This window comes from Microcoleus sp. BROC3 (assembly GCF_036702515.1).
Lineage (GTDB): Bacteria > Cyanobacteriota > Cyanobacteriia > Cyanobacteriales > Microcoleaceae > Microcoleus.
The window spans coordinates 191,420-216,582 of record NZ_JAUBTQ010000004.1; the positions used below are offsets into that span (position 1 = coordinate 191,420).

At 46.6% G+C, this 25,163-nt stretch carries 25 protein-coding genes; 9 read left to right on the forward strand and 16 right to left on the reverse strand.

The window, feature by feature from the left end:
• Nucleotides 1-8: 8 nt before the first annotated feature.
• Nucleotides 9-758 (forward strand): dihydrofolate reductase family protein, encoded by a 750-nt coding sequence (locus QUB30_RS04210; RefSeq protein ID WP_333329498.1) that lies wholly within the window; start codon nucleotides 9-11, stop codon nucleotides 756-758.
• Between the two features lie 39 nt (nucleotides 759-797).
• Nucleotides 798-1,994 carry a GNAT family N-acetyltransferase gene (locus tag QUB30_RS04215; protein WP_333329501.1) on the forward strand — a complete coding sequence of 399 codons (1,197 nt, stop codon included), beginning with the start codon at nucleotides 798-800 and terminating at the stop codon, nucleotides 1,992-1,994.
• 317 nt (nucleotides 1,995-2,311) lie between these two features.
• Here QUB30_RS04215 and QUB30_RS04220 read toward each other — a convergent pair whose 3' ends face one another.
• Nucleotides 2,312-2,878: a hypothetical protein gene (locus tag QUB30_RS04220; RefSeq protein ID WP_333329503.1), complete on the reverse strand. Its 567-nt coding sequence runs from the start codon at nucleotides 2,876-2,878 to the stop codon at nucleotides 2,312-2,314.
• A 178-nt stretch (nucleotides 2,879-3,056) separates the two neighbouring features.
• Entirely contained in the window at nucleotides 3,057-4,421 is a 1,365-nt protein-coding gene (locus QUB30_RS04225) for an ATP-binding protein (protein WP_333329507.1), read from the reverse strand.
• 311 nt (nucleotides 4,422-4,732) lie between these two features.
• Here QUB30_RS04225 and QUB30_RS04230 point away from each other — a divergent pair, with 311 nt between their 5' ends.
• The 3 genes from QUB30_RS04230 (at nucleotide 4,733) to ftsH4 (ending at nucleotide 8,296) form a co-directional block, all read left to right on the forward strand.
• Complete coding sequence (locus QUB30_RS04230; RefSeq protein ID WP_333329510.1) at nucleotides 4,733-5,578, forward strand: M48 family metalloprotease; 846 nt, start codon at nucleotides 4,733-4,735, stop codon at nucleotides 5,576-5,578.
• A gap of 111 nt (nucleotides 5,579-5,689) precedes the next feature.
• A complete protein-coding gene (locus tag QUB30_RS04235) occupies nucleotides 5,690-6,163 on the forward strand; it encodes a tryptophan-rich sensory protein (protein WP_333329514.1) in 474 nt (157 codons plus the stop codon).
• 264 nt (nucleotides 6,164-6,427) lie between these two features.
• Nucleotides 6,428-8,296 (forward strand): ATP-dependent zinc metalloprotease FtsH4, encoded by a 1,869-nt coding sequence (gene ftsH4, locus QUB30_RS04240; protein WP_333329599.1) that lies wholly within the window; start codon nucleotides 6,428-6,430, stop codon nucleotides 8,294-8,296.
• Nucleotides 8,297-8,392: 96 nt separating this feature from the next.
• On the opposite strand, the gene QUB30_RS04245 is transcribed toward ftsH4, so the two are convergent.
• The 3 genes from QUB30_RS04245 to QUB30_RS04255 form a co-directional block, all read right to left on the reverse strand.
• Nucleotides 8,393-8,656, reverse strand: coding sequence for a DUF2442 domain-containing protein (locus QUB30_RS04245; protein ID WP_333329517.1), 264 nt, complete (start codon nucleotides 8,654-8,656; stop codon nucleotides 8,393-8,395).
• Nucleotides 8,619-8,873, reverse strand: a complete 255-nt coding sequence (locus tag QUB30_RS04250) for a DUF4160 domain-containing protein (RefSeq protein ID WP_333329520.1) — start codon at nucleotides 8,871-8,873, stop codon at nucleotides 8,619-8,621. Before QUB30_RS04250 ends, QUB30_RS04245 begins: the two co-directional genes overlap by 38 nt.
• Before the next feature lie 82 nt (nucleotides 8,874-8,955).
• Nucleotides 8,956-10,335: an ATP-binding protein gene (locus QUB30_RS04255; RefSeq protein WP_333329523.1), complete on the reverse strand. Its 1,380-nt coding sequence runs from the start codon at nucleotides 10,333-10,335 to the stop codon at nucleotides 8,956-8,958.
• Nucleotides 10,336-10,531: 196 nt separating this feature from the next.
• Here QUB30_RS04255 and QUB30_RS04260 point away from each other — a divergent pair, with 196 nt between their 5' ends.
• The 4 genes from QUB30_RS04260 to QUB30_RS04275 all read left to right on the forward strand — a co-directional run bounded on the left by QUB30_RS04260 (nucleotide 10,532) and on the right by QUB30_RS04275 (nucleotide 12,376).
• The gene (locus QUB30_RS04260; protein ID WP_333329526.1) at nucleotides 10,532-11,086 is read left to right on the forward strand and encodes a hypothetical protein; all 555 of its coding nucleotides are present in this window, start codon (nucleotides 10,532-10,534) and stop codon (nucleotides 11,084-11,086) included.
• Nucleotides 11,087-11,217: 131 nt separating this feature from the next.
• Complete coding sequence (locus QUB30_RS04265) at nucleotides 11,218-11,367, forward strand: hypothetical protein (RefSeq protein WP_333329529.1); 150 nt, start codon at nucleotides 11,218-11,220, stop codon at nucleotides 11,365-11,367.
• 10 nt (nucleotides 11,368-11,377) lie between these two features.
• Entirely contained in the window at nucleotides 11,378-11,821 is a 444-nt protein-coding gene (locus QUB30_RS04270; protein ID WP_333329531.1) for a Tse2 family ADP-ribosyltransferase toxin, read from the forward strand.
• Between the two features lie 30 nt (nucleotides 11,822-11,851).
• Nucleotides 11,852-12,376 (forward strand): hypothetical protein, encoded by a 525-nt coding sequence (locus QUB30_RS04275; protein WP_333329534.1) that lies wholly within the window; start codon nucleotides 11,852-11,854, stop codon nucleotides 12,374-12,376.
• 181 nt (nucleotides 12,377-12,557) lie between these two features.
• Here the strand turns inward: QUB30_RS04275 and QUB30_RS04280 are convergent, their stop codons facing one another.
• The 11 genes from QUB30_RS04280 to QUB30_RS04330 form a co-directional block, all read right to left on the reverse strand.
• Nucleotides 12,558-13,457, reverse strand: coding sequence for a M48 family metalloprotease (locus QUB30_RS04280; protein WP_333329536.1), 900 nt, complete (start codon nucleotides 13,455-13,457; stop codon nucleotides 12,558-12,560).
• 233 nt (nucleotides 13,458-13,690) lie between these two features.
• The gene (locus QUB30_RS04285) at nucleotides 13,691-14,092 is read right to left on the reverse strand and encodes a type II toxin-antitoxin system VapC family toxin (RefSeq protein WP_333329540.1); all 402 of its coding nucleotides are present in this window, start codon (nucleotides 14,090-14,092) and stop codon (nucleotides 13,691-13,693) included.
• Nucleotides 14,089-14,334: a type II toxin-antitoxin system Phd/YefM family antitoxin gene (locus QUB30_RS04290; RefSeq protein ID WP_006635187.1), complete on the reverse strand. Its 246-nt coding sequence runs from the start codon at nucleotides 14,332-14,334 to the stop codon at nucleotides 14,089-14,091. The genes QUB30_RS04285 and QUB30_RS04290 overlap by 4 nt, the downstream gene beginning before the upstream one ends.
• A gap of 106 nt (nucleotides 14,335-14,440) precedes the next feature.
• A complete protein-coding gene (locus tag QUB30_RS04295; RefSeq protein WP_333329546.1) occupies nucleotides 14,441-16,033 on the reverse strand; it encodes a B12-binding domain-containing radical SAM protein in 1,593 nt (530 codons plus the stop codon).
• Nucleotides 16,034-16,410: 377 nt separating this feature from the next.
• Complete coding sequence (locus QUB30_RS04300) at nucleotides 16,411-17,376, reverse strand: NAD(P)-dependent oxidoreductase (RefSeq protein WP_333329549.1); 966 nt, start codon at nucleotides 17,374-17,376, stop codon at nucleotides 16,411-16,413.
• Between the two features lie 421 nt (nucleotides 17,377-17,797).
• Nucleotides 17,798-18,862, reverse strand: a complete 1,065-nt coding sequence (gene hemE, locus QUB30_RS04305) for a uroporphyrinogen decarboxylase (protein WP_015178097.1) — start codon at nucleotides 18,860-18,862, stop codon at nucleotides 17,798-17,800.
• A gap of 380 nt (nucleotides 18,863-19,242) precedes the next feature.
• Nucleotides 19,243-20,028, reverse strand: coding sequence for a hypothetical protein (locus tag QUB30_RS04310; RefSeq protein WP_333329552.1), 786 nt, complete (start codon nucleotides 20,026-20,028; stop codon nucleotides 19,243-19,245).
• 165 nt (nucleotides 20,029-20,193) lie between these two features.
• Nucleotides 20,194-21,123 (reverse strand): LD-carboxypeptidase, encoded by a 930-nt coding sequence (locus QUB30_RS04315; protein WP_333329556.1) that lies wholly within the window; start codon nucleotides 21,121-21,123, stop codon nucleotides 20,194-20,196.
• 320 nt (nucleotides 21,124-21,443) lie between these two features.
• On the reverse strand, nucleotides 21,444-22,205 hold the full coding sequence (gene map / locus QUB30_RS04320) for a type I methionyl aminopeptidase (RefSeq protein ID WP_333320359.1): 762 nt from the start codon (nucleotides 22,203-22,205) through the stop codon (nucleotides 21,444-21,446).
• Between the two features lie 43 nt (nucleotides 22,206-22,248).
• The gene (locus QUB30_RS04325; protein ID WP_333329559.1) at nucleotides 22,249-23,325 is read right to left on the reverse strand and encodes a glycosyltransferase family 4 protein; all 1,077 of its coding nucleotides are present in this window, start codon (nucleotides 23,323-23,325) and stop codon (nucleotides 22,249-22,251) included.
• Nucleotides 23,326-23,437: 112 nt separating this feature from the next.
• Complete coding sequence (locus tag QUB30_RS04330; protein ID WP_333329562.1) at nucleotides 23,438-24,637, reverse strand: HEAT repeat domain-containing protein; 1,200 nt, start codon at nucleotides 24,635-24,637, stop codon at nucleotides 23,438-23,440.
• Nucleotides 24,638-25,163 lie beyond the last annotated feature (526 nt).

Consider the following 25,163-nt stretch of genomic DNA (forward strand, 5'->3'; position numbering starts at 1 on the left):
ATAAATTAATGACAGATAAAATCGATCGACCTCACGCAACAGTAATACTAGCGATCAGTGCTGACGGTAAAATTGCAGATGCAGTTCGATCGCCCGCGAGATTCGGTTCTGCCAACGACAAAGCCCACCTCGAACAGCAAGTAGCAGCAAGTGACGCGGTTTTGTTCGGCAACGGCACGTTACAGGCTTATGGGACGACGATGAGAGTGATTTCGCCGGAATTGCTCAAACAGAGGGAACTGCAAGGGAAGCCACCACAACCGGTGCAAATTGTGTGTTCCCGATCGCCCGCATTTGACCTAAACTTGCGATTTTTCCAGCAACCTGTGCCTCGGTGGCTGCTGACGGGGCAAGAAACTAGGGAGACATTGGCAATGCCGTTTCCTTACCCGATGAAAAACAGTAAGTTCGATCGAATTATCTATGCGAAAACCGCAGAGGGAGAAATTGATTTGATTGATGCGTTTCAACGGCTAGAAACTCTCGGGATCAAACGTTTGGCGATTCTGGGCGGGGGAAAACTCGTCGCGTCTTTGCTTGCTGTTGGCTTGATAGACGAACTCTGGTTGACGGTTTGCCCGTTAATTTTGGGTGGCGCGGATGCACCGACACCTGTGGAGGGAAAGGGTTTTTTAGCGCATTTAGCGCCGAAATTGGAGCTTTTGGCGGTTAAACAGGTGGGGCAAGAGGTATTTTTGCATTATCGGCTCGATCGCCCACAGAGTGAAAATACCCATAAACAGGGGAAATTATATTAACTTAAATGAAGTTCGATCGCTCTACGCTCAAATCTCCCTATGCTGAAACAGCCAAAACCTGAATATTCTGTAGCCTGGATTAGCAAAATAGGCGAAATCCCGCAAGCGTCGTGGGATGCCTTGGCGATGCCGCTAAAAACTCCATTTCTGGAATGGGATTGGCTTAACAATCTCGAAGTCTCCGGCAGTGCCACAGGTAAAACCGGTTGGCTGCCGCATCACTTGACTGTGTGGCGAGACAAACAGTTGATTGCTGGCGCGCCACTTTATGTCAAAAGCCACAGCTACGGCGAATTTGTGTTCGACAATCAGTGGGCCGATTTAGCCCAACGTTTGGGCATTAAATATTATCCGAAATTGATGGGAATGACGCCGTTTACTCCGGCTGAAGGCTATCGGTTTTTGATTGCTGAGGGGGAAGATGAAGACGAGTTAACCGGAGTAATGGTAAGCGCGATCGACCATTTTTGCGATCGGCACAATATCTCCGGCTGCAATTTCCTGTACGTCGATCCCGAATGGCGCGAAAGAATGGAACGCCACGGTTTCAGCACTTGGCTGCACCACAGCTATATTTGGCAAAATCAAGGCTATCAAAATTTTGACAATTATTTAGGCGCATTTAATGCCAACCAGCGCCGCAATATCAAGCGCGAACGCAACGCAGTTGACAAAGCTGGTTTGTTGGTAAAAACGCTGACGGGCGATGAAATTCCCCAAGCCATGTTTGCTCAAATGTATGCTTTTTATGAGAATACTTGCGACAAATTTGGTTGGTGGGGAAGCAAATATCTGACTAAGCGATTTTTTGAACAGTTGCACCACAATTATCGCGATCGAGTTTTATTTGTAGCCGCCTACGACAAGGAAGATGACAGACAACCGGTGGGTATGTCTTTTTGTTTGTATAAGGGCGATCGACTGTACGGGCGTTATTGGGGAAGTTTGCAGGAAATCGACTGCTTGCACTTTGATGCTTGTTACTATACGCCGATCGAATGGGCGATCGATCGGGGCATCCAAAGCTTCGATCCCGGTGCCGGCGGACGGCACAAAAAACGGCGCGGCTTTCCAGCTACGCCAAATTATAGTTTGCACCGATTTTATAACAACCGTCTGGCGCAAATTCTCAAGTCTTATATCGGTCAAATCAACGAAAGAGAACAGGAAGAAATTGATGCAGTCAACGAGGATTTACCTTTTACTAAGTTACCTCCGTTGTTACTCGGCGATTGACGGTTGACTGGGAATGTGGAATTGGAAATTGGGAATTAGTAACAGCCCATCGGTGTCAACATAATACTAAAACCCTGTGTATATCTCGTTTGTATCGAAGTTTCGATCCCCCTAAATCCCCCTTAAGAAGGGGGACTTTGAATGCTCTTCCCCCTTTATTAATGGGAGTTAGAGGGGAGGTAAGAATACTCTTGTCCCCCCCTTATTAAGGGGGGTTAGGGGGGATCGAAACTCAACTATAAACGATATTTATTATGGATTTTAGTCTTAAGTTGACACGAATGGTAACAGTCAACAGTCAACAGTCAACAGTCAACCTAATTCAAAATTACCTTGCCATCTTCCTGAATTTCCAACGATTTTGTATCAACGCTCAACTCCGTTGTCGCGCCGAAACTGACTTGCAACATTCCCGGCATCGCGGTTGCTTGGGGGCGAACCAGCAGCAATCCGCCGTCTGGGCGCTGGTAAGTGAGGGTGATGGGCACTTTGATGGTTTGAAGCAAAATTTCAGATTGTTCGCCCAGAGTGCGCGGCTGGGTCACGCCTACGATTTGATAATTGATGACAGCATTGGTGGTATTCACCAGTTTAATTACTATCATGCCTTCGGCAGGCGTAACTCGCGCACTCGGCATGGGGAAGCGGGGAGGCGCGTCTGTGGGTGTAGAGGGCATACCGCTGGGGATCGGACTCGCAGCCGGAGTCGGTTGGCTGACTGGTTCTTCAGTGGCTGCGGGAGTTTCTGCGGGTTGGGAAACGGGTTTTCCTTGTTGGGGCGGTGGGCCGCCGGCCTGGGAAAGTGTTGCGAGACTAACGAGTAAACCCCCGCAGGTGGCGGCTAGCAAGCTGATTTTTTTGAACGGTAGATTGTGGCGAAACATAAATAACTCCTCACAAGTTCGATCGAGGTTTTCCAACAACGTTTATGTTAATCTATGGCGGAAATGAATTTTAATAGCTGGGTTTGGGCGCGAGGTAGGAAGAATAAGGGTTTGAGGGGTAGATTTTTTTTAAACCGCAGAGGGCTCAGAGGGCGCAGAGGAGGGGAAGAGAGGATTTTTAGAGGTGAGATGCTTCTGATTTGTGGGGGGGGAGGGTGACGGTAACGGCGGTACCTCGATCGACTTGGCTGTCAATGCGGATTTGGCCGCGGTGATTTTCGACAATTGCTTTGGCGATGGCTAATCCTAAACCCGAACCGGCGGCGCTGCGGTGGGTGCGGGCGGGATCTGCGCGGTAGAATCGATCGAATAAATGCGGCAGGGCTTCTGCGGAAATTCCGATGCCGGTGTCTGTTACTTTTATTTGCAGGGCTGGATTTAATATCGGCGAATTTCTTTTGTTTTTAGCTGCAAGCTGCAATTCTACTTGAATTTGACCGCCAGAGGGCGTGTACTGCACGGCGTTGCTGACGAGATTGGTAAAAAGTCGGGCTAGTTGATCCCAGTCGCCCAACAGTGTAAAGTTTTCCTCAGCGTTGGGCAGATCGACAATTTCCAAAGAAAGAGAGAGATTTTGGGTAGTGGCGATCGCCTGTTGTTCTTCAATTACCTCCATCAGCAAAGCATCGAGAGGAACCTCAATCCACTGCTGCTGCACGATACCGCTATCTTGTCTGGCTAAAAACAGCAAATCATCAACCAAGCGCCCCAAACGGCGCGTGAGACGTTCGATAACTTGTAGCTGTTGATGCTGCTGCGGTTCGATATCCGGTTCCGCCAAAGCTACTTGGACGTTAGTTTGAATAGTGGCGATCGGATTTCTGAGTTCGTGAGAAGCATCAGCAGTAAACTGTTTGAGACGCCCGTAAGACTCCCGCACCGGTGCCATCGCCAATCCCGACAGCAGCCAGCCAATAGCTGCAACGCAAATTAGAGTTAAACCCGCGCCCAAAATTAAATCAAGAATTAATTGGCGGATGGGTTTTGTCACTTCAAACCAAGGATGGCTGACTCGCAAATATCCCAGAACTTGGCGGCCGCTTTGTACTCGCTGCGTTACTTGTCTGAGGGAATAGTTTTGATCGGACTGCAACTTATTATTAATTATCCAAACTGTTTCGCCGGTACGGTTAGCGTGAATGGGAATATTCAGCGGTTCCGATAATGTAGACCACAGCAATTCACCTGTAGGACTGAACCATTCTAAATCAATGTGGTCGTCTTCTACTGCATCGGTGCTATCTCGAAAACTCGCTTGAATATTAACTTGCAATTTAATTTTATCTGTGGTATTAGGGAAAGTTAGCGGTTCGATAACGAGAGTTCGCTCTATTACTTCGACAACATGATTGAGAGTGTCATCAATGCGATCGATCAAAGTATTGCGGACGTAGAAATAGAAACCAGTGGCGAATACAAGTAACAATACAGCAGTAACGGCTGTGTACCAAATAGCGAGGCGGCGGCGGGTAGTTTGAAACATTGGAAATGGGTAATTTTTTTTTACTAACGAACCGCGAAGACGCGCGAAGGAAGAAAAGATCGAGAGAATCTTAAAGTGATTGTAAAGTAATAATCATTAACTAACTCTTAACCAACCATTTACAAATATAACGCTCTTCTCTTCTCTTCCTTTGTGTCCTTCGCGCGCCTTCGCGGTTCGTTAAAAAAAGCCTTGTTCAGAAGTCCTGCAATAATTGCTACCACAATATTCCATTATTAATACTTCAGATAGATGTCTAGGTAGGTGTCAGGCTGGTAATCTACTCGCTAAACTTTTTAGGTATCAAGCCTGTGAACAAATTTTTATTTCGAGCTGCGATCGGGCTATTAATGGCATTTTTTGGGGCAATTACCTATTTTACAAACGACGTACAAAATCCCGTAACAGGAGAGAGACAGCGGGTGCAGCTTTCTCCCCGCCAAGAGATAGTTTTGGGATTGCAAGCGCGAGATCAAATGGCCGCCAAGCATGGGGGGCTTTATCCCAGCCAGAGTATTCAGCAGTATGTCGATCGAGTCGGCGAACGAGTTGTCAACGGTTCGGCCGCGAAACAAGCGGGTTATCCGTTTGAATTCCACCTGCTGCGAGACGCCCAAACTGTCAATGCTTTTGCTTTACCGGGGGGACAAGTTTTCATTACTGCGGGGCTGCTGCGGCGGCTGAATTCCGAGGCTCAGTTGGCTGCTGTACTGGGGCACGAGGCCGGTCACGTGGTGGGCCGACACGGTGCGGAACACTTGGCAAAGCAGCAGTTGGGCAGGTCTTTGGTAACGGCGGTTGGGGTGGCTACTAGCGACGATCGCGGGGGCGGGCAGCAGGCAGCATTAATTGCTCAAGCTGTCAATCAAGTGGTCGGTTTGCGGTACGGTAGATCCGACGAACTTGAGAGCGATCGGCTCGGTTTTCGGTTTATAACGGAAGCGGGTTACGATCCTAGAGGTATTGTTGAGGTGATGCAAATCCTCGGTGCCGCTAGGAAGGGCGAAGCGCCGCCGGAGTTTTTGAGTTCTCACCCGAATCCTGAAAACCGAGTTCAAAAGTTGCAAGCTTTAATCGCGCAAAATTACCCTAACGGCGTTCCAGCTAATTTGGTGTCGGGACGCGATGAGTTTGCTAAGAATGTGTCGGGCGGTTAGCGATAATTGCATCGGGCTTTACAAAAGTTATTACTAAAGGCGGAGCTAAGTTCGGCTGGGAGTTGGCACGATCGACTTAATGAGCGATCGAGCAATTGGAAAGTTGAAACCATGATTGAATCTTGGATGATTATCGGCGGCGTGACTTTCTCAGTCGCCTTCGCTACTCTATTTTTTAAACTGCGCGATATTAACTGGGCTATCAAACTTCAAAGACCGGATTGGATGTTTTTTGAGCCTGCTATTCCGTTCATTTGGACGGTGATTTTTGCTTGCGGGGCCGGCAGCGCTACTTTTGTATGGGAACAGGAGCCAGGGAGCCTTAAAACTTGGCTGCTGATGGCTTTGTACTTGCTTTTAGAAATTGTCACAGTTGCTTATATTCCTGCTACTCTCAGAGCCAAAAGTCTCAAAGTAGGGACGATTTTGGGAGGGGCTGGCGAGATTTTGGGAGTTGTGCTGACCTTGGCTGTTTTGCCGATTTCTCAAACCGCCGCTTTGTTACTTTTGCCTTACGCGATTTGGGGTGCGATCGGCACTTATACCACTTGGGAAATGATTCAGTTAAACCCAGAAGCTGCATAAATATTCGGTGCGCATTTCCGCATAAATATTCGGTGAGCATTGCGCACCTTAGATAGAGCTAATTCGGTGGGCAATGCTAACCTTAGATAGAGGCAAGGTGCGCCGAAGATTGCCATCCGATCATTGTTAGTTTTGAATTTGCTCAAAGCAACATTGGCTGGTTAACCCACCCATCGAGTGAGGAAATCCGCTTGACACTGCGTGCCTATTTGATGAGAAAATAAATGAATAAAATTGACTAAAATTCAAGGACGATCGTTATCAATGGCAATTAAAGACCAGCCCCAACCACCTCGTTTTAGGCAAATTAGCAATATTTTGTTATTGCTCTCAAGTTTGTTTCTGCTGGCAAATATCTTTTTGCCCAATTTGTTCGGGCCGCAAATTCCGCAAGTGCCTTACAGCTTGTTCGTCCATCAGGTTCAAGAACAAGATGTAGTCAGAGCTTCGGTAGGCCAAAATGAAATTCGCTACCAACTCAAAGGCGAAGGCGACAAACCCGGTCAAATTCTGTCAACTACGCCGATTTTTGACTTGGAACTGCCTAAACTTTTGGAAGAAAAAGGCGTTGAATTTGCGGCAACTCCCCCGGCTAAAAATGGCTGGATCGGGAGTGTTTTGAGCTGGGTGATTCCGCCGCTGATTTTTGTAGCGATTTTTCAATTTTTCATGAACCGGGGCGGTGGCGGGCCGCAGGGTGCGCTCTCGATCGGCAAAAGCAAAGCTAAGGTCTATGTAGAAGGCGAATCGGCGAAAATTACTTTTGCTGATGTGGCTGGAGTAGAAGAGGCTAAAACTGAATTAGTCGAAGTTGTTGAATTCCTGAAAACTCCTGACAGATTTACGGCAATTGGCGCGCGAATTCCGAAAGGCGTACTGTTAGTAGGACCTCCGGGAACTGGCAAAACTCTGTTAGCTAAAGCAGTAGCTGGTGAAGCGGGAGTGCCGTTTTTTAGTATTTCCGGTTCGGAGTTTGTAGAACTGTTTGTAGGTGTTGGTTCTGCAAGAGTTAGAGATTTATTTGAGCAGGCTAAAAAACAGGCTCCTTGTATTATTTTCATTGATGAATTGGACGCGATCGGCAAATCTCGCAGCAGTAACGCTAGCTTCGGTGGGAATGACGAACGCGAACAAACTCTCAATCAATTATTAACTGAAATGGACGGTTTTGCGGCGGGCAATACTACGGTAATTGTGCTGGCTGCAACTAACCGCCCGGAAAGTTTGGATGCTGCTTTGTTGCGCCCCGGCCGTTTCGATCGCCAAGTTTTAGTCGATCGCCCCGATTTATCTGGCCGCGAAGAAATTTTGAATATTCACGCTCAAAAAGTGAAGTTGGGCCCGGATATTAACTTGAAGGCGATCGCCACTCGCACCCCCGGTTTTTCGGGCGCTGATTTGGCAAATTTGGTGAATGAAGCTGCTTTGTTGGCGGCGCGCAACAAACGCCTAACTGTAGCACAGGAAGACTTTGCAGAGGCGATCGAACGGATTGTAGCGGGCTTGGAAAAGAAAAGCCGCGTGCTCAATGAAAAGGAGAAAACCATCGTTGCTTATCACGAAGTCGGCCACGCAATGGTTGGTGCTTTGATGACTGGTAATGGCGAAGTTGCCAAAATCTCGATCGTCCCTCGCGGGATGGCTGCTTTGGGTTATACTTTGCAGTTACCGACTGAAGACCGTTTCTTGTTAGATGAGTCGGAATTGCGGGGTCAGATTGCGACTTTGTTGGGCGGGCGATCGGCTGAGGAAGTGGTGTTTGGTAGTATTACTACTGGCGCTTCAAACGATTTGCAAAGGGCGACGGATTTAGCTGAACGGATGGTGACAACTTACGGGATGAGTAAGGTTTTGGGGCCTCTAGCTTACGATCGAGGTCAACAATCAATGTTCCTCAACGATGGTATGGGAAATGCCCGCCGGGCGGTAAGTGCTCAGACTGCTGAGGCGATCGACCAAGAAGTGAAGGAAATTGTCGAAACTGCACACCAACAAGCTGTGGATATTCTGAAAGCAAATCGGGAATTGTTGGAAACAATTACGCAGAAACTGTTGGAAACTGAGGTGGTGGAAGGTGACGCACTTCGCGAATTCCTCCGTCAAGTGCGGCCTTTAGATAAGGTGGTGGCTTGAGTTTAATAGGGTTTAATTAAACCGCAGATGAACGCAGATGAACGCAGATGAACGCACATCATCTGCGTTTTTTGGTATTTCTTAGCTCGTAAATTTTCACGCAGAAGGCTTCGGAGCCGGTGCCCCCCGCAGCATTCCTTCTGTACTGAGGTCTTCATCGATTTCTTCCCAGTGAATGCCATAGCCTCCTCCGCATACTTCCCATTTTGCCCTTTGCTCGGGCGTTGCATTAAACAATCTGGGATACCAAATTAAAGGCACAGTAATGGTTCGTCCATCCATCAAATCAACACTAATTGTTTCTTCTGTAAAATGAATTTCCTTAACTCTCTCGTCCGCTCGAATCGCCAAAATACCCATACCAAGCCTCCAATAGCGTTTGTTGATTTTCTTGTACTACCAGGTGTATTTTCCGAAGTTCTTTAGCACTAAAACCCAGGTTGTTTGCCAAACTGACTGGCTCCAACCAAAATTTAACTGATGATTTGTCTCTGTCAATGTGAACATGAGGTGGTTCATTCGGTTCATGGCTGTAAAAGTAAAGTCGGTAAGGACCTACTCGTAAAATAGTTGGCATAATTTCAGGTTATACAACATTTCAATGCGAATATCTGTAAGTTTTGTATTCTATGATAGCACAGGGCGATTTTATATTTTGGTTACAACCCTTTGATATACTGCCTCAATACAGGTGGGAGAGTGTAAAGACTTTCCTGTTTTTCTATCAAGCAGCGCCGCGATAAAGATTGGAGCGCGTTGAGTAAATCAGATGATGATATTTGTCCTTTTTCTAGCAATTTTGCCAAGTTGACTGGCTGGTTTTCTGTCGCCAACAAGGACATAACTTGTTTTTCTAGTTCGGAAGTGCGATCGTACTGCTGCTGTAAAACATCTTTTAAATCTTCCGGCAACAATATGGTATCATCTATTAATAACTCAGTCACGCCGATTCCCAACTCTTCAATCAGATTCGCTACGCTTTTTAACCATAGGGGGTTGCCTTGGTAGCGGTGAATGAGTGCTTGACTGTTGTCGCTTTCTTCTAACCCATAATCTCTGACTATTTCCCGTCCGGCTGCGATGTCTAAACCCTTGAGTTGTAAGGTGCGAATGGGAGTATTTTGGTTTTTAACTTGAGTCACTTCTCTCGGTTGTTCCCAACCGATTAGCAGAAAGCAACATGGATGGGATAATTTTTCTATTTGTTTGAATAAAGAGCGATATTCTTCGCATTCTGGTTTATATTTTCCTGCCACTTCCCCGCTACAGAAAAGGTTGTGAATGTCATCCAAGACTATTAAACAGCGATACTTTTGCAAATACTTAATCAGCGGTAAGCGTTTCTGGTTTGTTGCGGATAAATCTGGTTTTTCTGACTGGGAGAAAAGCTGTGTTAGGTTAGATTGAAATTTATCTATGCTGGGGAATTCGTCGAGAGTGTACCAAACTGCGTAATCAAACTCGTCTTTAATTTGTTGTACGAGTTGCACTGCTAAGGATGTTTTGCCGATGCCGCTGATGCCGGTCAGAGCTATGAGGCGACTGCGTTGTTGTAAAATCCATGTGGTGAGGGTGTCGAGTTCGGGGGTGCGATCGTAGAAATCGCCCAATTCTGGCATTTCGCTTAAATCTTGATGTAGAGTTTGAGGTTGTTTTGTGTTAGATGTTTCCTGATTTTGTGGGTGTGAGTTTGGGATATCTGGCGGGTATCTAGCTTCTCCACAAATGTTAAAATTACCGATGGCTACAACGTCACCTTGTGCAAAATTTGAAGAATTAGAGACTTGGAACCTCTTAATTGCCGATCTAAAATTTGTTTTATTGACATCTTCCCCCAACTCTTCTGAAAGTATCTGCCATAATTGCGAACCAACTTGCCTAAGATAACTCTCATTACAGTGAATCTCTTCGGCAATTTTGGTGTATTTATCACCTTGCATGGTTCCTCGTAGAATTGCCTCTTGTAGGGTATCGAGGTGCTCACCCGTCTTGGCAAACACTATCTCGTCAGCCATTTTTAACACTTCCTTAAGATTCATGCAGCATCGTGGATGATGTGATTTTCCGTATTATACCTAACATTTTCCAACATTTTCTGGCATTTACAAACATTTTTAACATAGGGTGATTTGAAGTAGCTAACAAAATTGCCAACAAAATTGAGCATTTTTGGCTATACAAATTTGGGATTATTGAAATAATGATAGAAGAAATATGTAGTAAGGAAATTTAATAATGCTTTTCAATTTAGTCAAAATAGTCGCTCGGGCTAACAGTTTGGCGAAATTTTATAAAAGCCTTCTTTTGGCATCACTGGTTTTACCTTTTGCAGCTACTCCTGGGCAAGCTTCTCCCAACTATCAAGAACGAGATGGGATCTATGGCGAAATAAAATTTGCTGAATTTTGTAATATTTCTAATGCTTTGAGATTCAGAGTTATCGCCGAAGCTGGTAGTAGAGATTCAAGGGTACAAAGTGTCGAATTTAAAATGTATACAAGATACAGTGTAGGTGTAAATGTTGGAGGACAACAATTTGGTTTTCCTAGTGGTGAAAACTGGCGAAACATATATACTATGTCTAATTTTACAGGCTTAAGAGGTGATCAAAGATTCTACGACACAGGGGCACGCTTTTCCCCACTAATATCAATCGTTGACTCACCTGTCAAATTTTCGATTCACGTTAATCATAGTAGAGGTAAGACAACCGATCTTGGAGGAATTGTTGATATGGGAAAAATTGAAGCAGGAAAGTGCAGAGTATATGATGATGGTAATTTCAGATAACCTTATTGTTGTTATTATGAACTGAATCACAGCGCGCTCGCCCTTTTTGTATGTTGGGTTGACGCTCGTGTTACCCAACCTTTTTTTTCACTTACAATCTTATCCATTTCCACCATTTCAAAGTGCGCTGATTGCACGGAGAGCGATCGCCCCTCACAGCACATACCAAACAGCGCGATGATTCTACGAGTTGCGCGATCGCCCCTCACGCATCAAAAGCGATCGCATCCAACCAATGCAGCAATTACATTATGATTGGTCTGGCGATCGAGTTGGGCTGATAAAAGGCTAATGGCAAGACTCTATTATCGAGGCATGGCAGAAGAAAACGGTAAACCCAAAATGGGACGCAACGCGAGGCTACTGGGAGTCAGACCCAATATTGACATTGATGTTGAGCAAGTGCCCAAAGACTGGTTGGATGAACAAGGTTATTTACTACCAGAAACAGAGCGCAAGTCTTCAGAGGAGTCTGTCACTGTAGCCATTAGAAACACAAAAGGAATGTCTGTATCCCTCTCTATCGAAGGCTTACCACCATTTCGCAAACCCCCAAAATTTGGCGGAACAGGAAAAGATCCTCTTTGGCAGATTGACGACAGCAAGATCCTCGGAGATATTGAAGCTGTGCAAGATAGTCCCACTCATGTCAGTATTTTGCCAAGCGCTACAATGCTTTTAGAGAAATATGAAGCAGCCCTGGCCCAGACACAGAACGAATGGGAGAAAGTTTGATAGTTTAATTTACTCAACGGGAGAACAGCAATGGCATGGGTGTTTAGCTTATCGGCTGAATGTGGTACAAAGCAATCTGAAGCACAGCAATTTGCTCAATATTTCAATGAAATTTCCTGGGTCATCTCAAACGGTAGACATTCCCAATGTCGCGCAGAAATTTTTCAGGACATAGAAGAAAATTGGTGGTGTCGAGTTTGTCCAAGTGGCATCAGTGAGATTGGGATTGACACTCCAGAAAGTGCTTATTTAATGACGGAAATAGGTATATTTCTGTATCAGAGTTTGCGGTTTGCTCCACCGTTTCGGTATGCTTTAGTTGGTATGGAAGTAGATGAGTTTAGAACCTACAGCGAATTGATTGAAGAGCCTGCCTTGGTTTTTCCTGGATTGGTTTTAGCTGAAGCTGTTTGGCAAGCAACGGGAGCATCTTCGGTTTTTCGATCGTTCCGTCTTGGATATGTTTGGAAGCCGTATGAAGGTGAAGTTTATAGACCGCTACTAGCATCACCGGACTTAAAGAACAAGCTTGATGAATTGCTGAGCGTAGGGTAAATCCTTTCAATGGAGGCATCACCCCTCACAGTAAATACCTAACTGTGCAATGTTTACGGAAATAGCGATCACCCCTACCTATCTAATTAGTCGTTTCCTACAGTTAGCATTATAAACATAGAGAAACCCGGCTGCTTCAAAACATCGGGTTTCTAAATATTGTTGCTGCATTTTAGACCGATTAAATCCCGGGCACGTAGGCCATAACTGGAGTACCTTGCTGCTGCTGCTGCGCGATTTCTAAAAGGCGTTGAATGCGATCTTCTGTCGGCGGGTGAGTGCGGAAAAGTGACTGCAAACCTTTAGTCGAAAAAGGATTCACTATCAGCAGCGGCGACATCGCAGGATTGCCGTGCATCGGAATTTCATGACCAATTTTCTCCAATTTTTGCAAGGCGTTTGCTAAACCGATCGGGTTATTGGTAATTTCCACCGCACCGCTGTCGGCTGCAAATTCCCGGGTCCGAGAAATCGCCAATTGAATTACGGTTGCTGATAGTGGCGCTAAAATGATTAAAAACAGCAAACCAAACGGATTCGCGCCTTGTCTGCTATCCCGCGTTACCGGGCCGTAAAGCGCTCCAAAAGTCAGAATTCGCCCGACAAATGTAATTGCACCGGCAATTGTCCCTGCAACTGCTTGAGTGAGGGTGTCGCGGTTGCGGATGTGCGTGAGTTCGTGCGCTAAAACCCCTTCTAATTCTTCGCGGGAAAGCAGCTTGATGATGCCTTCAGTAACTGCTATTGTCGCGTGTTCCGGGTCTCTTCCTGTGGCGAAGGCGTTCGGAGATTGAGTGGGAACTAGAAATATTTTCGGCACCGGAATTTGGGCTTTTTCGCTTAGCGATGCTACCATATCGTAAAGTTCGGGAGCTTCGCTGCGGGCGATCGGCTGAGCGCGGTAAGCCATTAACGCGGCGGTGTCGGAATAGTACCAAGAGCTAAAACTGCTGAAGGCGGCTAGTGCTAAACCGATGTAAAGTCCTTGCTCGTTGCCGATTAAATAATAACTTCCTAAAACTAGAAGGCCGCTTAAGAGTCCTAAAAGAGCTGCAGTCCTGAGTTGATTTGTTCCTAACATGGCGGGTTGAGGGCGATCGCTATTTTGATATTTTTTATCTTGTAATTAGATTTTCATATCTGCGAGCGATCGCGCCTCTATCTGCCGAAATAAGTGCTGCAGCCAATAGTAGTATTTCACCTTTTCAGTCAGAAAATGAGAATGCCGAAGGAGGCTCTATCTGCTTGCTTGCTTGAGCCAGCATATCCGCAGAATATGACATTCCCAGGCAGAGCTTGGAAACGAGATTAATCTCACGAAGTGGCCGCCCAAAGAATACCAATATCGCTGTATTGCTTGAACATTGAATCAGCACTCACAAGCGTCATCTCCTCCATCTGAGCCTGGGCAATCAGCATTCGATCGAAGGGATCTCGATGATGTAATGGTAACGCAGCCGCTCGCAGGGCATGAGGTGCTGTAATTTCCAGCGATCGCGCATCTAACTGTATCATGCGTGTCGAAATGTAGGTATCTATTGGTTCTGGGAGTGGTAACTTTCCGATCGCAACTTTGATGCCCATTTCCCAGACACTAGCAACAGAAAACCACAATTCGTTCGTTTCATCGGCAATCTGTGCGATCGCCTCCTCATTCAATCGATCTGGTTGGGCAAACCACCACAAAAAACACTGCGTATCCAGCAATAGTTTCACTCTTCATCTCCCTCAAATGCTGTCAAAATCTCTTTTGGCAAAGGATCGTTAAAGTCCTCTGGCAAAAGAAATCGCCCTCGATCTTTCCCTAAACTAGCTCGTCGATTGGATGAAGTACGAAACGGAACCAATTTTGCGACTGGGATGCCTTCGTTGGAAATAATGATTTCTTCTCCCAGTTCCACACGCGACAATAGTCGTGAGAGATTCGTTTTAGCTTGATGAATATTTACAGTTTCCATGATCTTAAAAAACTAAGTCTGTAAAATAAGTTTAACAAAATAAACGCAGACAATCTTACATTCATCTGCGTTTGTCTGCGTTTATCTGCGGTTGAATTCTCCAACCCTAAACAGCTTGCACTTGCTTTTCCTCAACAGCAACAGGTTCTTGATATACAGTTTGAGACTCATTAGCCAAAAACTCGGCTAATTGAGCTTCGATTTCATCCCGCACAATCTGGCGGTATTCCAGGAAATGCTCGTTGTGAGCACACACTGTTAAATAATGATCCCAAACAGCAGGATTGCGTTTGAGAATGCTGAACAAATGATGCCAGAACTTCCAGCGAGTTTTGCGCTTGACTCCCTGCCGCCAAACCACAGTTAGCAGTGCTCGCAAATCGATCCAACTAGGAATTCTTGCAGGTATATTTGCTGTAGGTGCACCCAACATTAAGAAATGGCGATAAGTCCGGTCTAAATATTTCTCAGCATCGTACACTTCGCAGAATGCCTCGACATATTCGCGGGCAATATCTTCGAGAGGCCGCGTCGGGATAAAGTTCATTAAAGTAGTCTGATTGAGGTTGCCAGATTTGTCGCGCAACCGCCCTTCTTTTGCTAATCTGTGGGACAATGCCGTGTGCGGCAAAGCTTGCAGCATTCCAAAGGTTGTGCTCGGAATAGCTGCTGCTTCGGCAAACTGGACAATCCGCTGACCGGCACCGGGTTTTTCGCCGTCGAATCCGATGATGAATCCTGCCATTACTCGCAAACCAGTTTTCGCAATTAACTCTACTGATTCGATCAGGGAATTGCGGGTATTTTGGAATTTCTTGGTCATTTGCAGGCTTTCTTCATCAGGGGTTTCAATCCCTAAAAACACTGCATTGAAATTGCAAGCTACCATCATCTCCATCAATTCTTGGTCTTGGGCTAAATCGATGGATGCTTCTGTGTTGAAAGTAAAGGGAAATTTGTGTTCTTCTTGCCAGACTTTTAAGTCTTTTAGCAACAGTTTGACGCTGCGTTTATTGCCGATAAAGTTGTCGTCTACCATGAACACGCCGCGCCGCCAGCCCAAGTTGTAAAGATAGTCTAATTCTGCTATCAATTGTTGGGGGTTTTTGGTGCGAGGTTTGCGGCCGTAGAGGACGATGATGTCGCAGAATTCGCACTGGAAGGGACAACCTCGGGAAAATTGAATCGACATCGAATCGTAGGCGTCTAATTCCAGCAAATCGAAGCGGGGGACTGGAGTTGTAGTAACATCGGGTTTTACGCCATCCGATCGATACATTCCGCTTTTTTCGCCACGCCCGATTGCTTCGACGAACATCGGCAAGGTGATTTCGCCTTCGTCGAGAATCAGGTAATCTATGCCCGCTGCTTGAGGTTCTTCGGGTACGGAAGTGGGGTAGGGGCCGCCGCAAGCTACGGATTTACCGCGCCGTTTTGCTTCGCGAATTATGTCTAGCAAATCTTCTTTTTGGACAATCATTGCGGAGAGAATAACGAGCTCTGCCCATTCCCATTCTGCTTCGGTGATTTGTCTGATATTGCGATCGACTAACTTAAATTCCCATTCTTGGGGTAAAATAGCTGCTACCGTTACCAAACCCAGCGGTGGCAGCAGCACTTTACGATCGACTAATTCTAGGATTTTCTCGTAAGACCAAAATGTTTTCGGAAACAGCGGGTAAACTAGGAGAACTCGCATTATATATTAAACCTCACATCAGTAAACAACTTGCGATCGGGCTGGCGTGTTTGAGAGTTCGATCGACTCTCAAGACTTCATGTTAAGGCTAAAATTACGATCTTGCACTCGATCGAATATCGGGCGATGGGTCACACCCCCTAAGCCACACACAATGAGCGCAATTTTTAGCTTGCAGTTCCCTGTTAAAGTTTGCAAATGCTGATATCTTATCGTATTTGACCCTTAAGTGACGATAATCGCATTTAAAAAGCATGGGATTAAGGCAAAAAAGAACTGGAAAAACTTACCTTATTCGTAAGATGCACCTCGGCGCACCCTACATATATCTCGTAAGGTGCATATTCCCTCTTCCCTCTTCCCTTTTCCTTCTACTTCTAATTTGAATTTTTGCCCGGAATCCCGCTAGTTCTTAACATATCGGCAACTGTGCCGCAGTAACTCGGCATTCCTATGCTTTCGGGATTCACCAGATTTTGATAGGTAAAATGGCGGTAGCTGATGCAAAATCTATCCCAAGCAGCCACTTGAATTCGGAACAGCCAAATAAAGAAATCGGCCAGCCAAGGTGACAGAGTAATCCGAAAAAATATGTTTTTATTCAAATACTTGCAAGCTTGTTCTACCACTTCATTAGCTGTAATCGCCGGATTTCCTAGCACAAAATGTCGCGGTTCCTCGGAAGCCGGCGGATGTTCAACTAAATAATTAACTACTTTAGCAATATCTGCGCCGTGGATGAAGTGAAAACTGCCATCTGCCTTAAACCAGCGAATCAAACCAATCCATTTGGCGACAAGTGGCAGGCCAGATGACAAGTGAGAGACGGGTTTTTCTGCGTCTCCTCCCAATACTAATGTCGGGTAAAGTGCCGTAATTGGAGGCACATTTGTCAACGCTGATAAATGCACCATGCAGTTGTACTTTGAGCTAATATAATCGGTTCCCAGTTCCCCGGCTTCTTTCAGCAAATTGTTGTCTCTACCGAGAATGCTGGCCGTTGAAAAATAAATAACTTGCTGGCAAGTCTGTGGCGAAAGTAGTTGAATTAGGCGCAGAGTTTTGGTCACGTTAACGTCAAAAACTTCTTGAGTTCCTCCCCAAGCAGTAGCGGCTACAATTGCTACATTTATTGTTTGGAGAAGTTCGGCGTGTCGATCGATATCTCGCATATCGCCTTGTATTATATGGATGCCGGGGCGGGCTTTCCAGTCAAATTTTAATTTTTCCGGGTTGCGAACTAAGAGGTAAAGTTCGTGGTTTGTCTCTTGAATCAAAGTTTCGGCCATGTAGTGACCGATACAGCCACTTGCACCCGTCACAAAAATTTTTTTGGAGTTCATTTTGCCGCAGGGGAAGAGGGTTTTTTGACTTGATGCTGAGGCTAAGATCCCCCCTCGCCCCCCTTCTTAAGGGGGGGACAAGATTATTGTCTAAGTCCCCCTTCTTAAGGGGGATTTAGGGGGAACTCTACTCGGTTATAAGCGAGATTTGTCAGGGGTTGTTACTCGTTACCAGGCTCTGACCTGGTAACGCAGATCCGGAGGCTCTGCCTCCATTTTACGCGAGGCAGAGCCTCTGGATATGGGTTCACCAGGCAGAGCCTGGGAACCAGTTAAAGCGAGATTTGTCAGGGGTTGTTACTCGTTACCAGGCTCTGACCTGGTAACGCAGATCCGGAGGCTCTGCCTCCATTTTACGCGAGGCAGAGCCTCTGGATATGGGTTAACCAGGCAGAGCCTGGGAACCAGTTCGCAATCAATTTCAAGCAGCAACTGCAAGCAATTTGTCGGCTTGTTTTGCGGTTTCAAAGAAGAAACGCACGTTATCTTCGGGAGTTCCCGGTAATACGCCGTGTCCCAAATTGAGGATGTGTCCGCGATGACCGGCTTTGCGAATTGTATCAAGAATTCGATCGCGAATAAACGGTTGAGAACCAAACAACACGCCCGGATCGAGATTTCCCTGAACGTTCATGTTGGGGCCCAAACGCTTGCGCGCGTCGGCCATATCAACTGTCCAATCGACGCTGATGATATCCGCGCCGGATGTTGTCATGCGTTCGAGGAGGCCGGCACTTCCAGTGACTAACAGAATTAGCGGTGTGTCGGGATGGGTTTTTTTGACTTGCTCGAATACTTGTTTCTGGTAAGGTAGAGCGAAGGTGTCGTAGTCCTGCGGGGAGAGTTGGCCGGCCCAGGAGTCGAACATTTGCACTACTTGCGCGCCGCAGTCGATTTGATAGCGCACGTAAACGGCGATCGCATCGGCGAATTTCGACAGCAACTGATGCAGTAAAGTTGGATCGGAAAATGCCATGTTTTTGATGATCGCATAATCCTTAGAACCTTTGCCCTCAACGGCATAGGCCGCCAGAGTCCACGGCGCGCCCACAAAACCGAGCACGGTGGATTTGTTGCCGACTTCCTCGCGCAGGGATTTCAGGATTGTTTTAATAAACGGCAAGCTTTCTTCCGGGTTCAGCGGTTGCAGGTTGTCGATTTGCTGCTGAGTGCGGATGGGTGCGTGGATAATCGGCCCTTTACCTTCGGCGATGTCCATGTCGATGCCCAAACCGGGCATGGGGGTGACAATATCGGAAAACAGAATTACGCCGTCGGGTTGAAACGCGCGCCACGGCTGAAGGGAAACTTCGATGGCAACTTCGGGAATTTCGGAACGTTCGCGAAACGAGGGATACTTTTCTCGCAAATCTCGATAAGCCTTCATGTAGCGGCCGGCTTGGCGCATCATCCACACGGGCGGGCGGTCTAGGGTTTCGCCGCGGGCTGCCCGCAACAACAAGGGAACTTCATTTAATGCCGACATTTTAACTTTTCTCTACCTTAGATATTTCAATGCCTTTGGTAGCTTACCACTGTGCGATCGTCCTTTTCGACAAAATCTTGTGTGTACAAATGTGTATTTTGTCATGGCCAAAGAAAGTGAGGCGAGGGTCAATCGATTTTAGATTTTAGATTTTAGATTTTAGATTGAAGCATTGACCTCACGGATAAATTCGGGGGATCCTTTATCGGATACAGGTTTTTTATTTCTCCAGGGATGAATCCGGGGGGCTTGTATCCTGGATGCTTTCGGTCAGAGATCGACTGTATATAAAGGACTGGTATAAATCTTGTGTAGACGCAAAGAAACCGGGTTTCTTCGTAGAAACCCGGCTTCCGATCCCGCGCTACAGTTTGACCTACTTACCTCGTTACGCACACTCCGCCTACCACTACCCGACATTGATCTCGGCCCTCATCGAACCTCCTATTATCATCCAGCCTAGCCGAGTCTAAATCTCTAGTCCGCGAATTGTAATAATAATCTCCCGCCGGAAAGTTTCTATTCGGGACAGCGCAGTAAGTTGAATCTTGATTACCATCGTCAAACCTTACTCTCACCATAGAACGTCTCTCGCTACAGTTGATCGATCGCAAGCCAAAATCATCTTGCAAAAGCTGTGCTCTGTCATATCGACCGTTATCTCGCCCGTTATCTCGCCCGGTGTACCAATCGTCCCGCGAATTGCGAGATCGTCTGTCGCCCCCATCGATTCCCGCAACTTCCAGCGTGTAGCTACCGCCTCTGGCAGCATCTTTTGCTAATACTAAAAGCTTGTAATCACCAGTACGGGGAATTTGATAATTAAAAGAACGGTCTTGCGTAAAAGCGACTTGTTTGTTGTTCCCGTAAAACAGCACCATAACGGGAGTAAAACCGCGACTTCTATCGGTGTCTAAAAACACTTCAATGTTATCGCCTTCCCGAGCACTGAAAGTGTATTCTTGACCCCGCAATTCTTCCGTCGGAGATCCCGGTGTCCACATATTTCGGAAACGGTAAATCGGCGAAGTGCGGCGAATTACTCCATCTATGCGATCGTTATTCCGTATCTGTTCGCCAACAGCACTAGAGGAAATGCCCGTAAGTGCCAATCCTGTAACTAGGAATGCGGCAGCAATACTGTTTAACAAGTTGTGTGCTTTCATATCAACCTCTCGAAAATTTTAAAATCTTTTTGCTTTTTTGGTGCCGACATTTGCATACACAATCCATTTTAAATGTAATTTCTGCCAACCGTGTCAACCTCACCCCACCAGACTCTTTAGCGGGTGCAAAATCTCAAGCTAAAGTTACAGACGTTGATCCCTAATCTAAAGTTGCGATTTATCGCCCCAAATCAGCAATCCCGATTCGGCGTCGAGACAAGCCGTAACTCCCATAGGTAAAGCAGCGTTGACGCCCTCGTGCCCGAAGGGCAAATCCGAGACAATGGGAATATTCAAGTCCCCCAGCCGATCGCGCAAAACTTCTTCAATGCTAAAACTAGGAATACTCGGGTCAATCTCGCAGCGGCTGAAGCGCCCCAAAGCAATGCCCCGCACGCCTGCGAAAGCCCCCGCCATCCGCCACAAAGTCAGCATTCGATCGACCCTGTAAGGAGCCTCAGAAACATCCTCAAATGCGAGAATAACCCCGGTCAAATCCGGTTGATACGGGGTTCCGAGCAAATGAGAAGCCACCGTCAGATTCGCCGGAAACAGCCTCCCGGTAGCTTGTCCGCTGCCCCATCCTTTACCTTGCAAAGATTGTAAGGGACGACCTTCGATGCAGTCAAAAAGTCGATCGACAGACCAATTCGGTTCATCCGCCAAAGTTGTCAGCATCGGCCCGTGAACCCCCCAAACACCCAATTTATCGTGATTCCACAGCAAAGCAGTGATGTCCGAAAAGCCGATTAACCATTTCGGCGAATGGGAATTGGGAGTTGGGAATTGGGAATTTGCCCAATCTCCCACTTTTCCTTTTTCCAAAAGTCGAGTGCTGCCGAAACCGCCTCGAACACAGAGAATACCGCGACAATCCGGGTCATTGAGGGCATCTGCTAGCTGCCGGACGCGGTTTTCGTCGGAACCTGCCAAATAGCCGCAGCGATCGTCAAAACCCGGTGTTAATTCAATTCGATAGCCGCGGGATTTCCAAATTTCTACACCCTTTTCAAAGTTGGTTGATTCTCGCAAAGTGCCACTAGGGGCAATTACTTTGAGCAAATCTCCTGGTTGCAGAAACTTTATGTCAGTCATTAGTTATTAGTTATTAATTATTAGTTATTAGTTAGATCGTGTTTGGTTAATCGATCGTAATTCCGTAGGGGCGGGTTTCACCGACAATATCTAACGATTATCAACAATCTATATAAACCCGCCCCGCCACAACCGATAACCCACATTGAACCTGAAATTTGCATCGAATCCGAAAATGTAGGTTTATATTTATGGGTGGGTGGGGGCGGGTTTGCGATATTGTCTGTTTCAGTCAGAAATTGTCTGTAAAACCCGCCCCTACGGGATATGGTTAATTATTGATTTAGGAGTGAGTTTTTCAGATTGTGTGTTAATAATTGCTAAGGCAAAGTTAGAATTTCCACCCCAGAATCAGTAACAGCCAGAGTGTGCTCGAATTGAGCCGAAAGCTTTCCATCCTGCGTGATCGCAGTCCAACCATCGGCGAGAATTTCCACTTCCCAAGTACCCTCATTAATCATCGGCTCGATCGTGAAAACCATGCCTTGTCTGAGCTTCTTTCCCGTGCCCCGCTTGCCGTAGTGCAGAATTTCCGGTTCAGTGTGAAAGACTCGGTGAACCCCGTGCCCGGCAAAATTTCTCACTACCGAAAAACCCTGTGCTTCAGCATATTCTTGAATCGCTGCACCGATGTCCCCGGTACGAGCACCCGGTTTAACTTCAGCAATTCCTCTTCTGAGACATTCCTCAGTTACTTCCACTAACTTTTTAGCGACAGGCGAAGGTTTCCCGACAAAAAAAGTTTTGGAAGTATCGCCGTGATAACCATCTACTAAAGGCGTTACATCAATATTAATAATGTCACCTTCTTTAAGAATTTGTTTAGCATTGGGGATGCCGTGACAGACAACTTCATTGACGCTTGCACACAGAGATTTAGGAAATCCTTTATAGCCTAGCGGAGCACTTTTTGCTCCGTGTGCCAAAGTCCAGCGTTCGGCTTCGTCGTTAATTTCGAGAGTGCTGACACCGGGTTTTACCATCGGTTCTAGATGCAGCAGAAGTTCGGCAGCTAAGCGACCGGCTTGGCGCATTTTTTCTATTTCTCTACTGGATAAAAGCACTAAACGTTCGGTTGCCATAGTTTTTTCTGTTTTCTTTTTTTGTGGTCGATTAAGAGTTTATTTAACTCAATTTTAGAATAGATTTGAACCAGTGTTCAAAACGATCGCCCAAAGCTCCCAAAGAGTATTCTACCTCTGCTTGTCGCCGGCAAGCGCTGCGGTCAATTTGGTCTAAGCGGGCGATCGCATCTACCAAGCCATTTACACTGTCAGGCTCCACTAAAAAGCCCGTCAGTCCGTCTCGAACAATTTCGGCCGGCCCCCCGCGCTCGTAAGCAATCACAGGTACACCGCAGGCTAAAGCCTCGATCGCGACATTTCCGAAAGCTTCCACCCAACGCGGCGTCATCAACAATGCTCGGCACTGCCGGACTTGCTCTTGCATTTGGGTTGTTGTCAAAAAGCCTAAATATTCTACCGGAGCATCCGGGTAATCTGCACAAATTTTTTGCCAATAATCCTCATCTTGCATTTTGCCCATAATTTTGAGGGGAATGCCTGTAATTTTCGCTGCTGCCACTGCATCTTCTAAGCCTTTTTCCGGGGCGATGCGGCCCAGCCAAGCTAATTTGGGTTCCGGTTGGCTGCCAAATTCGTACAGCGATAAATCGATGCCGCTTCCCAACAACTGACATTTGTCGGCAAAGGCAAAGGTTTCGGCTTGGGAAAGGGTGTAAACTCCGATCGTACCGGGAAACTCTACTGCTATTTGTCCGGCGATGCGATCGAGCGATCGCGAAAGCGATCCCATACTGATAAAATGGGCGATCGGAGTCCTAAAAAATGGCGTCAAATAAAACGGCAGCCAATCGTAGGCAAAGTTAACAATCACATCCCATTCATCCTGAACTTTGCGAGCGTATTCCCACATATTCGCCAGCACAGCATCGGCGGGCATCACAATAGCAGCATTGTAATCTTGTGTTTGGGCAGTTACTTGCAAATCGCCTGTTATTTCGATTACTGGAATTGATTCTAAGACTGAACCTACTGGTGCTACCACTGCTATTTTATGACCTCGGCGGTGCAATTCTTTAGCGATGTTGAGGACTGTAAGTTCGACTCCGCCACCCAACCCCGAACCGAGTTGACCGACAGAAGTTGACAGGAACAATATTTTCAAAGAGTCAGCAGTCATTAGTGATTAGTCATTAGTCAGCAGTTACTAATTCTAACACAATCTAAATTATAAATTGTCCCAGCTAAAATCTAAAATTTACAATCTAATTACTTGAAAATCGCTCGACTTATCAATCCCTCCCTGAACGCGGACGGATGCGGTTCAACTGATTGATTGCCCAGCGAGCAGTTTCCTGAACTTCTGGATCTGGATCGTCCGTAGCACGGTGCAACAAGTGACTGATCTGATTCACCAATTCGTAAATTCGCGTCAAATCGCGAATCGCATTTTTCCGCACTTCGGGGTTTTCATTTTGCAGCGAAATTGACCAGGCATTATTCATGGGTTTGAGCGTGCGAATGCCAATTTCCGAGAGACTTGCCAAAATTAAACTGTACTGCTTCGAGTCGGAATTGGGTAGCAAATCGAGCAACGGTTCAACTGCTCTGGAATCTCCCTGCTGGCCGAGTTCCCAAATTGCTTTGCGCCTCTTTACCGGATTTAAGTGCTGCAAATCTTCAATCAGTGCTTCAATAATATCAACTTTAGGTCTACCATCAGTTTCGGGAAGGGAAATATCTTTCTTCCGACTCGCTAGCGAATCGGCTCGATTAGTTGTTTCGGGAACGTTGAAACCTGTGTCACTGTAGCCGTTGCTGTTAGTTTCCAAGGGCACTGTGTCGGAATTAATTCGATCGCCCTCGACTCCTGCATCATCGGATTCTGGTTCCCCCGATTCCCGGCTCGACGGTAAAGGTCGATCGCTAGTGTCGAGATTGTAGCCCTGTGGGAAATCAAGAGGGTAGGGCAATGCTGGTTGTGGTTTTTGTCTCCCAAAAGAAGCGTTTTGCTGTCCTATTTTCTGCAAGTTTGTATGAGAATTTGGATTGGTGAATCGAGAGTTTCTTTGGTTCTGGCGATCGGCTCTTCCCCGTCTTCGTTTAGAATGATGTGACTCGCCGCTGCTAACTAATTTGAGCATGATAAATACTGCCGCTGCCGTGATGACAACTGCTGCTAAACCCAATATTAAAAACCCCCGCTGGCGAGACAAAATGACGATTATATTAGAGATTGATTTCGGGATTTTGGAATTGGATTTTGGGGTTTTGGACGGCTGAGATTTGCTTTTATCTGGCGCTGGAGAGGGTTTTTGAGGATTGGAGTCCTGGCGGTCGTCCGGGAAAGAGTTCGCCTGAGCAATTTCTTGGGAAACAGCCCGATAGGAGGCATTGAGAGCCTGTTGCCTTCCATCCGCACTTGGACTGAAGGCAGCGCCCAGACAGGCAATGCAAGTGAACAAACATAGAGTGGAGCGGTAGTGCGCCATAAGACTCAATCGGGGTTTTGAGAGGCAACGCCGCATGACGAGCTTTAGTGTAACCTTGAGTTAGCTCGATCCTAGCTGCTATGCGCCCAACTAATTCACAAATAGCACCAGACTCGCAAAAAATCCTGGTTTGAGGTGACAGCGAGGCGGATATCATAAGCACAATTGTGTCATTGACGTGCAACTTCTTTAAATAATTAGTTTGAAACGAACTACATCGGTGGCCGCGGGTAAAGCAACGGCATCCACAAAGTTGATTGCTGCTCACCTCAGCAAACGCAGCCTCAGCTACGTGCAGTGCAGGCGCAGCGCCGCGAGCGAAACGGCTTGGCGGGGCCTCCGGGGTGCGGGCAGGCGATTGTTGCTCGCCGTCGATTTCTCACTTAGGACTTACGCACAATTGTTTAGAAACCGGGTTTTTTTACGAAAAGAAGGGCTGTAAACGGCAGATTCGGTAAAAACCCCGGTTTCTGGGTCTCGACGCGTCAGTCCTGTCACTGATAGCGTGGCACGATCGAGAGTTGAA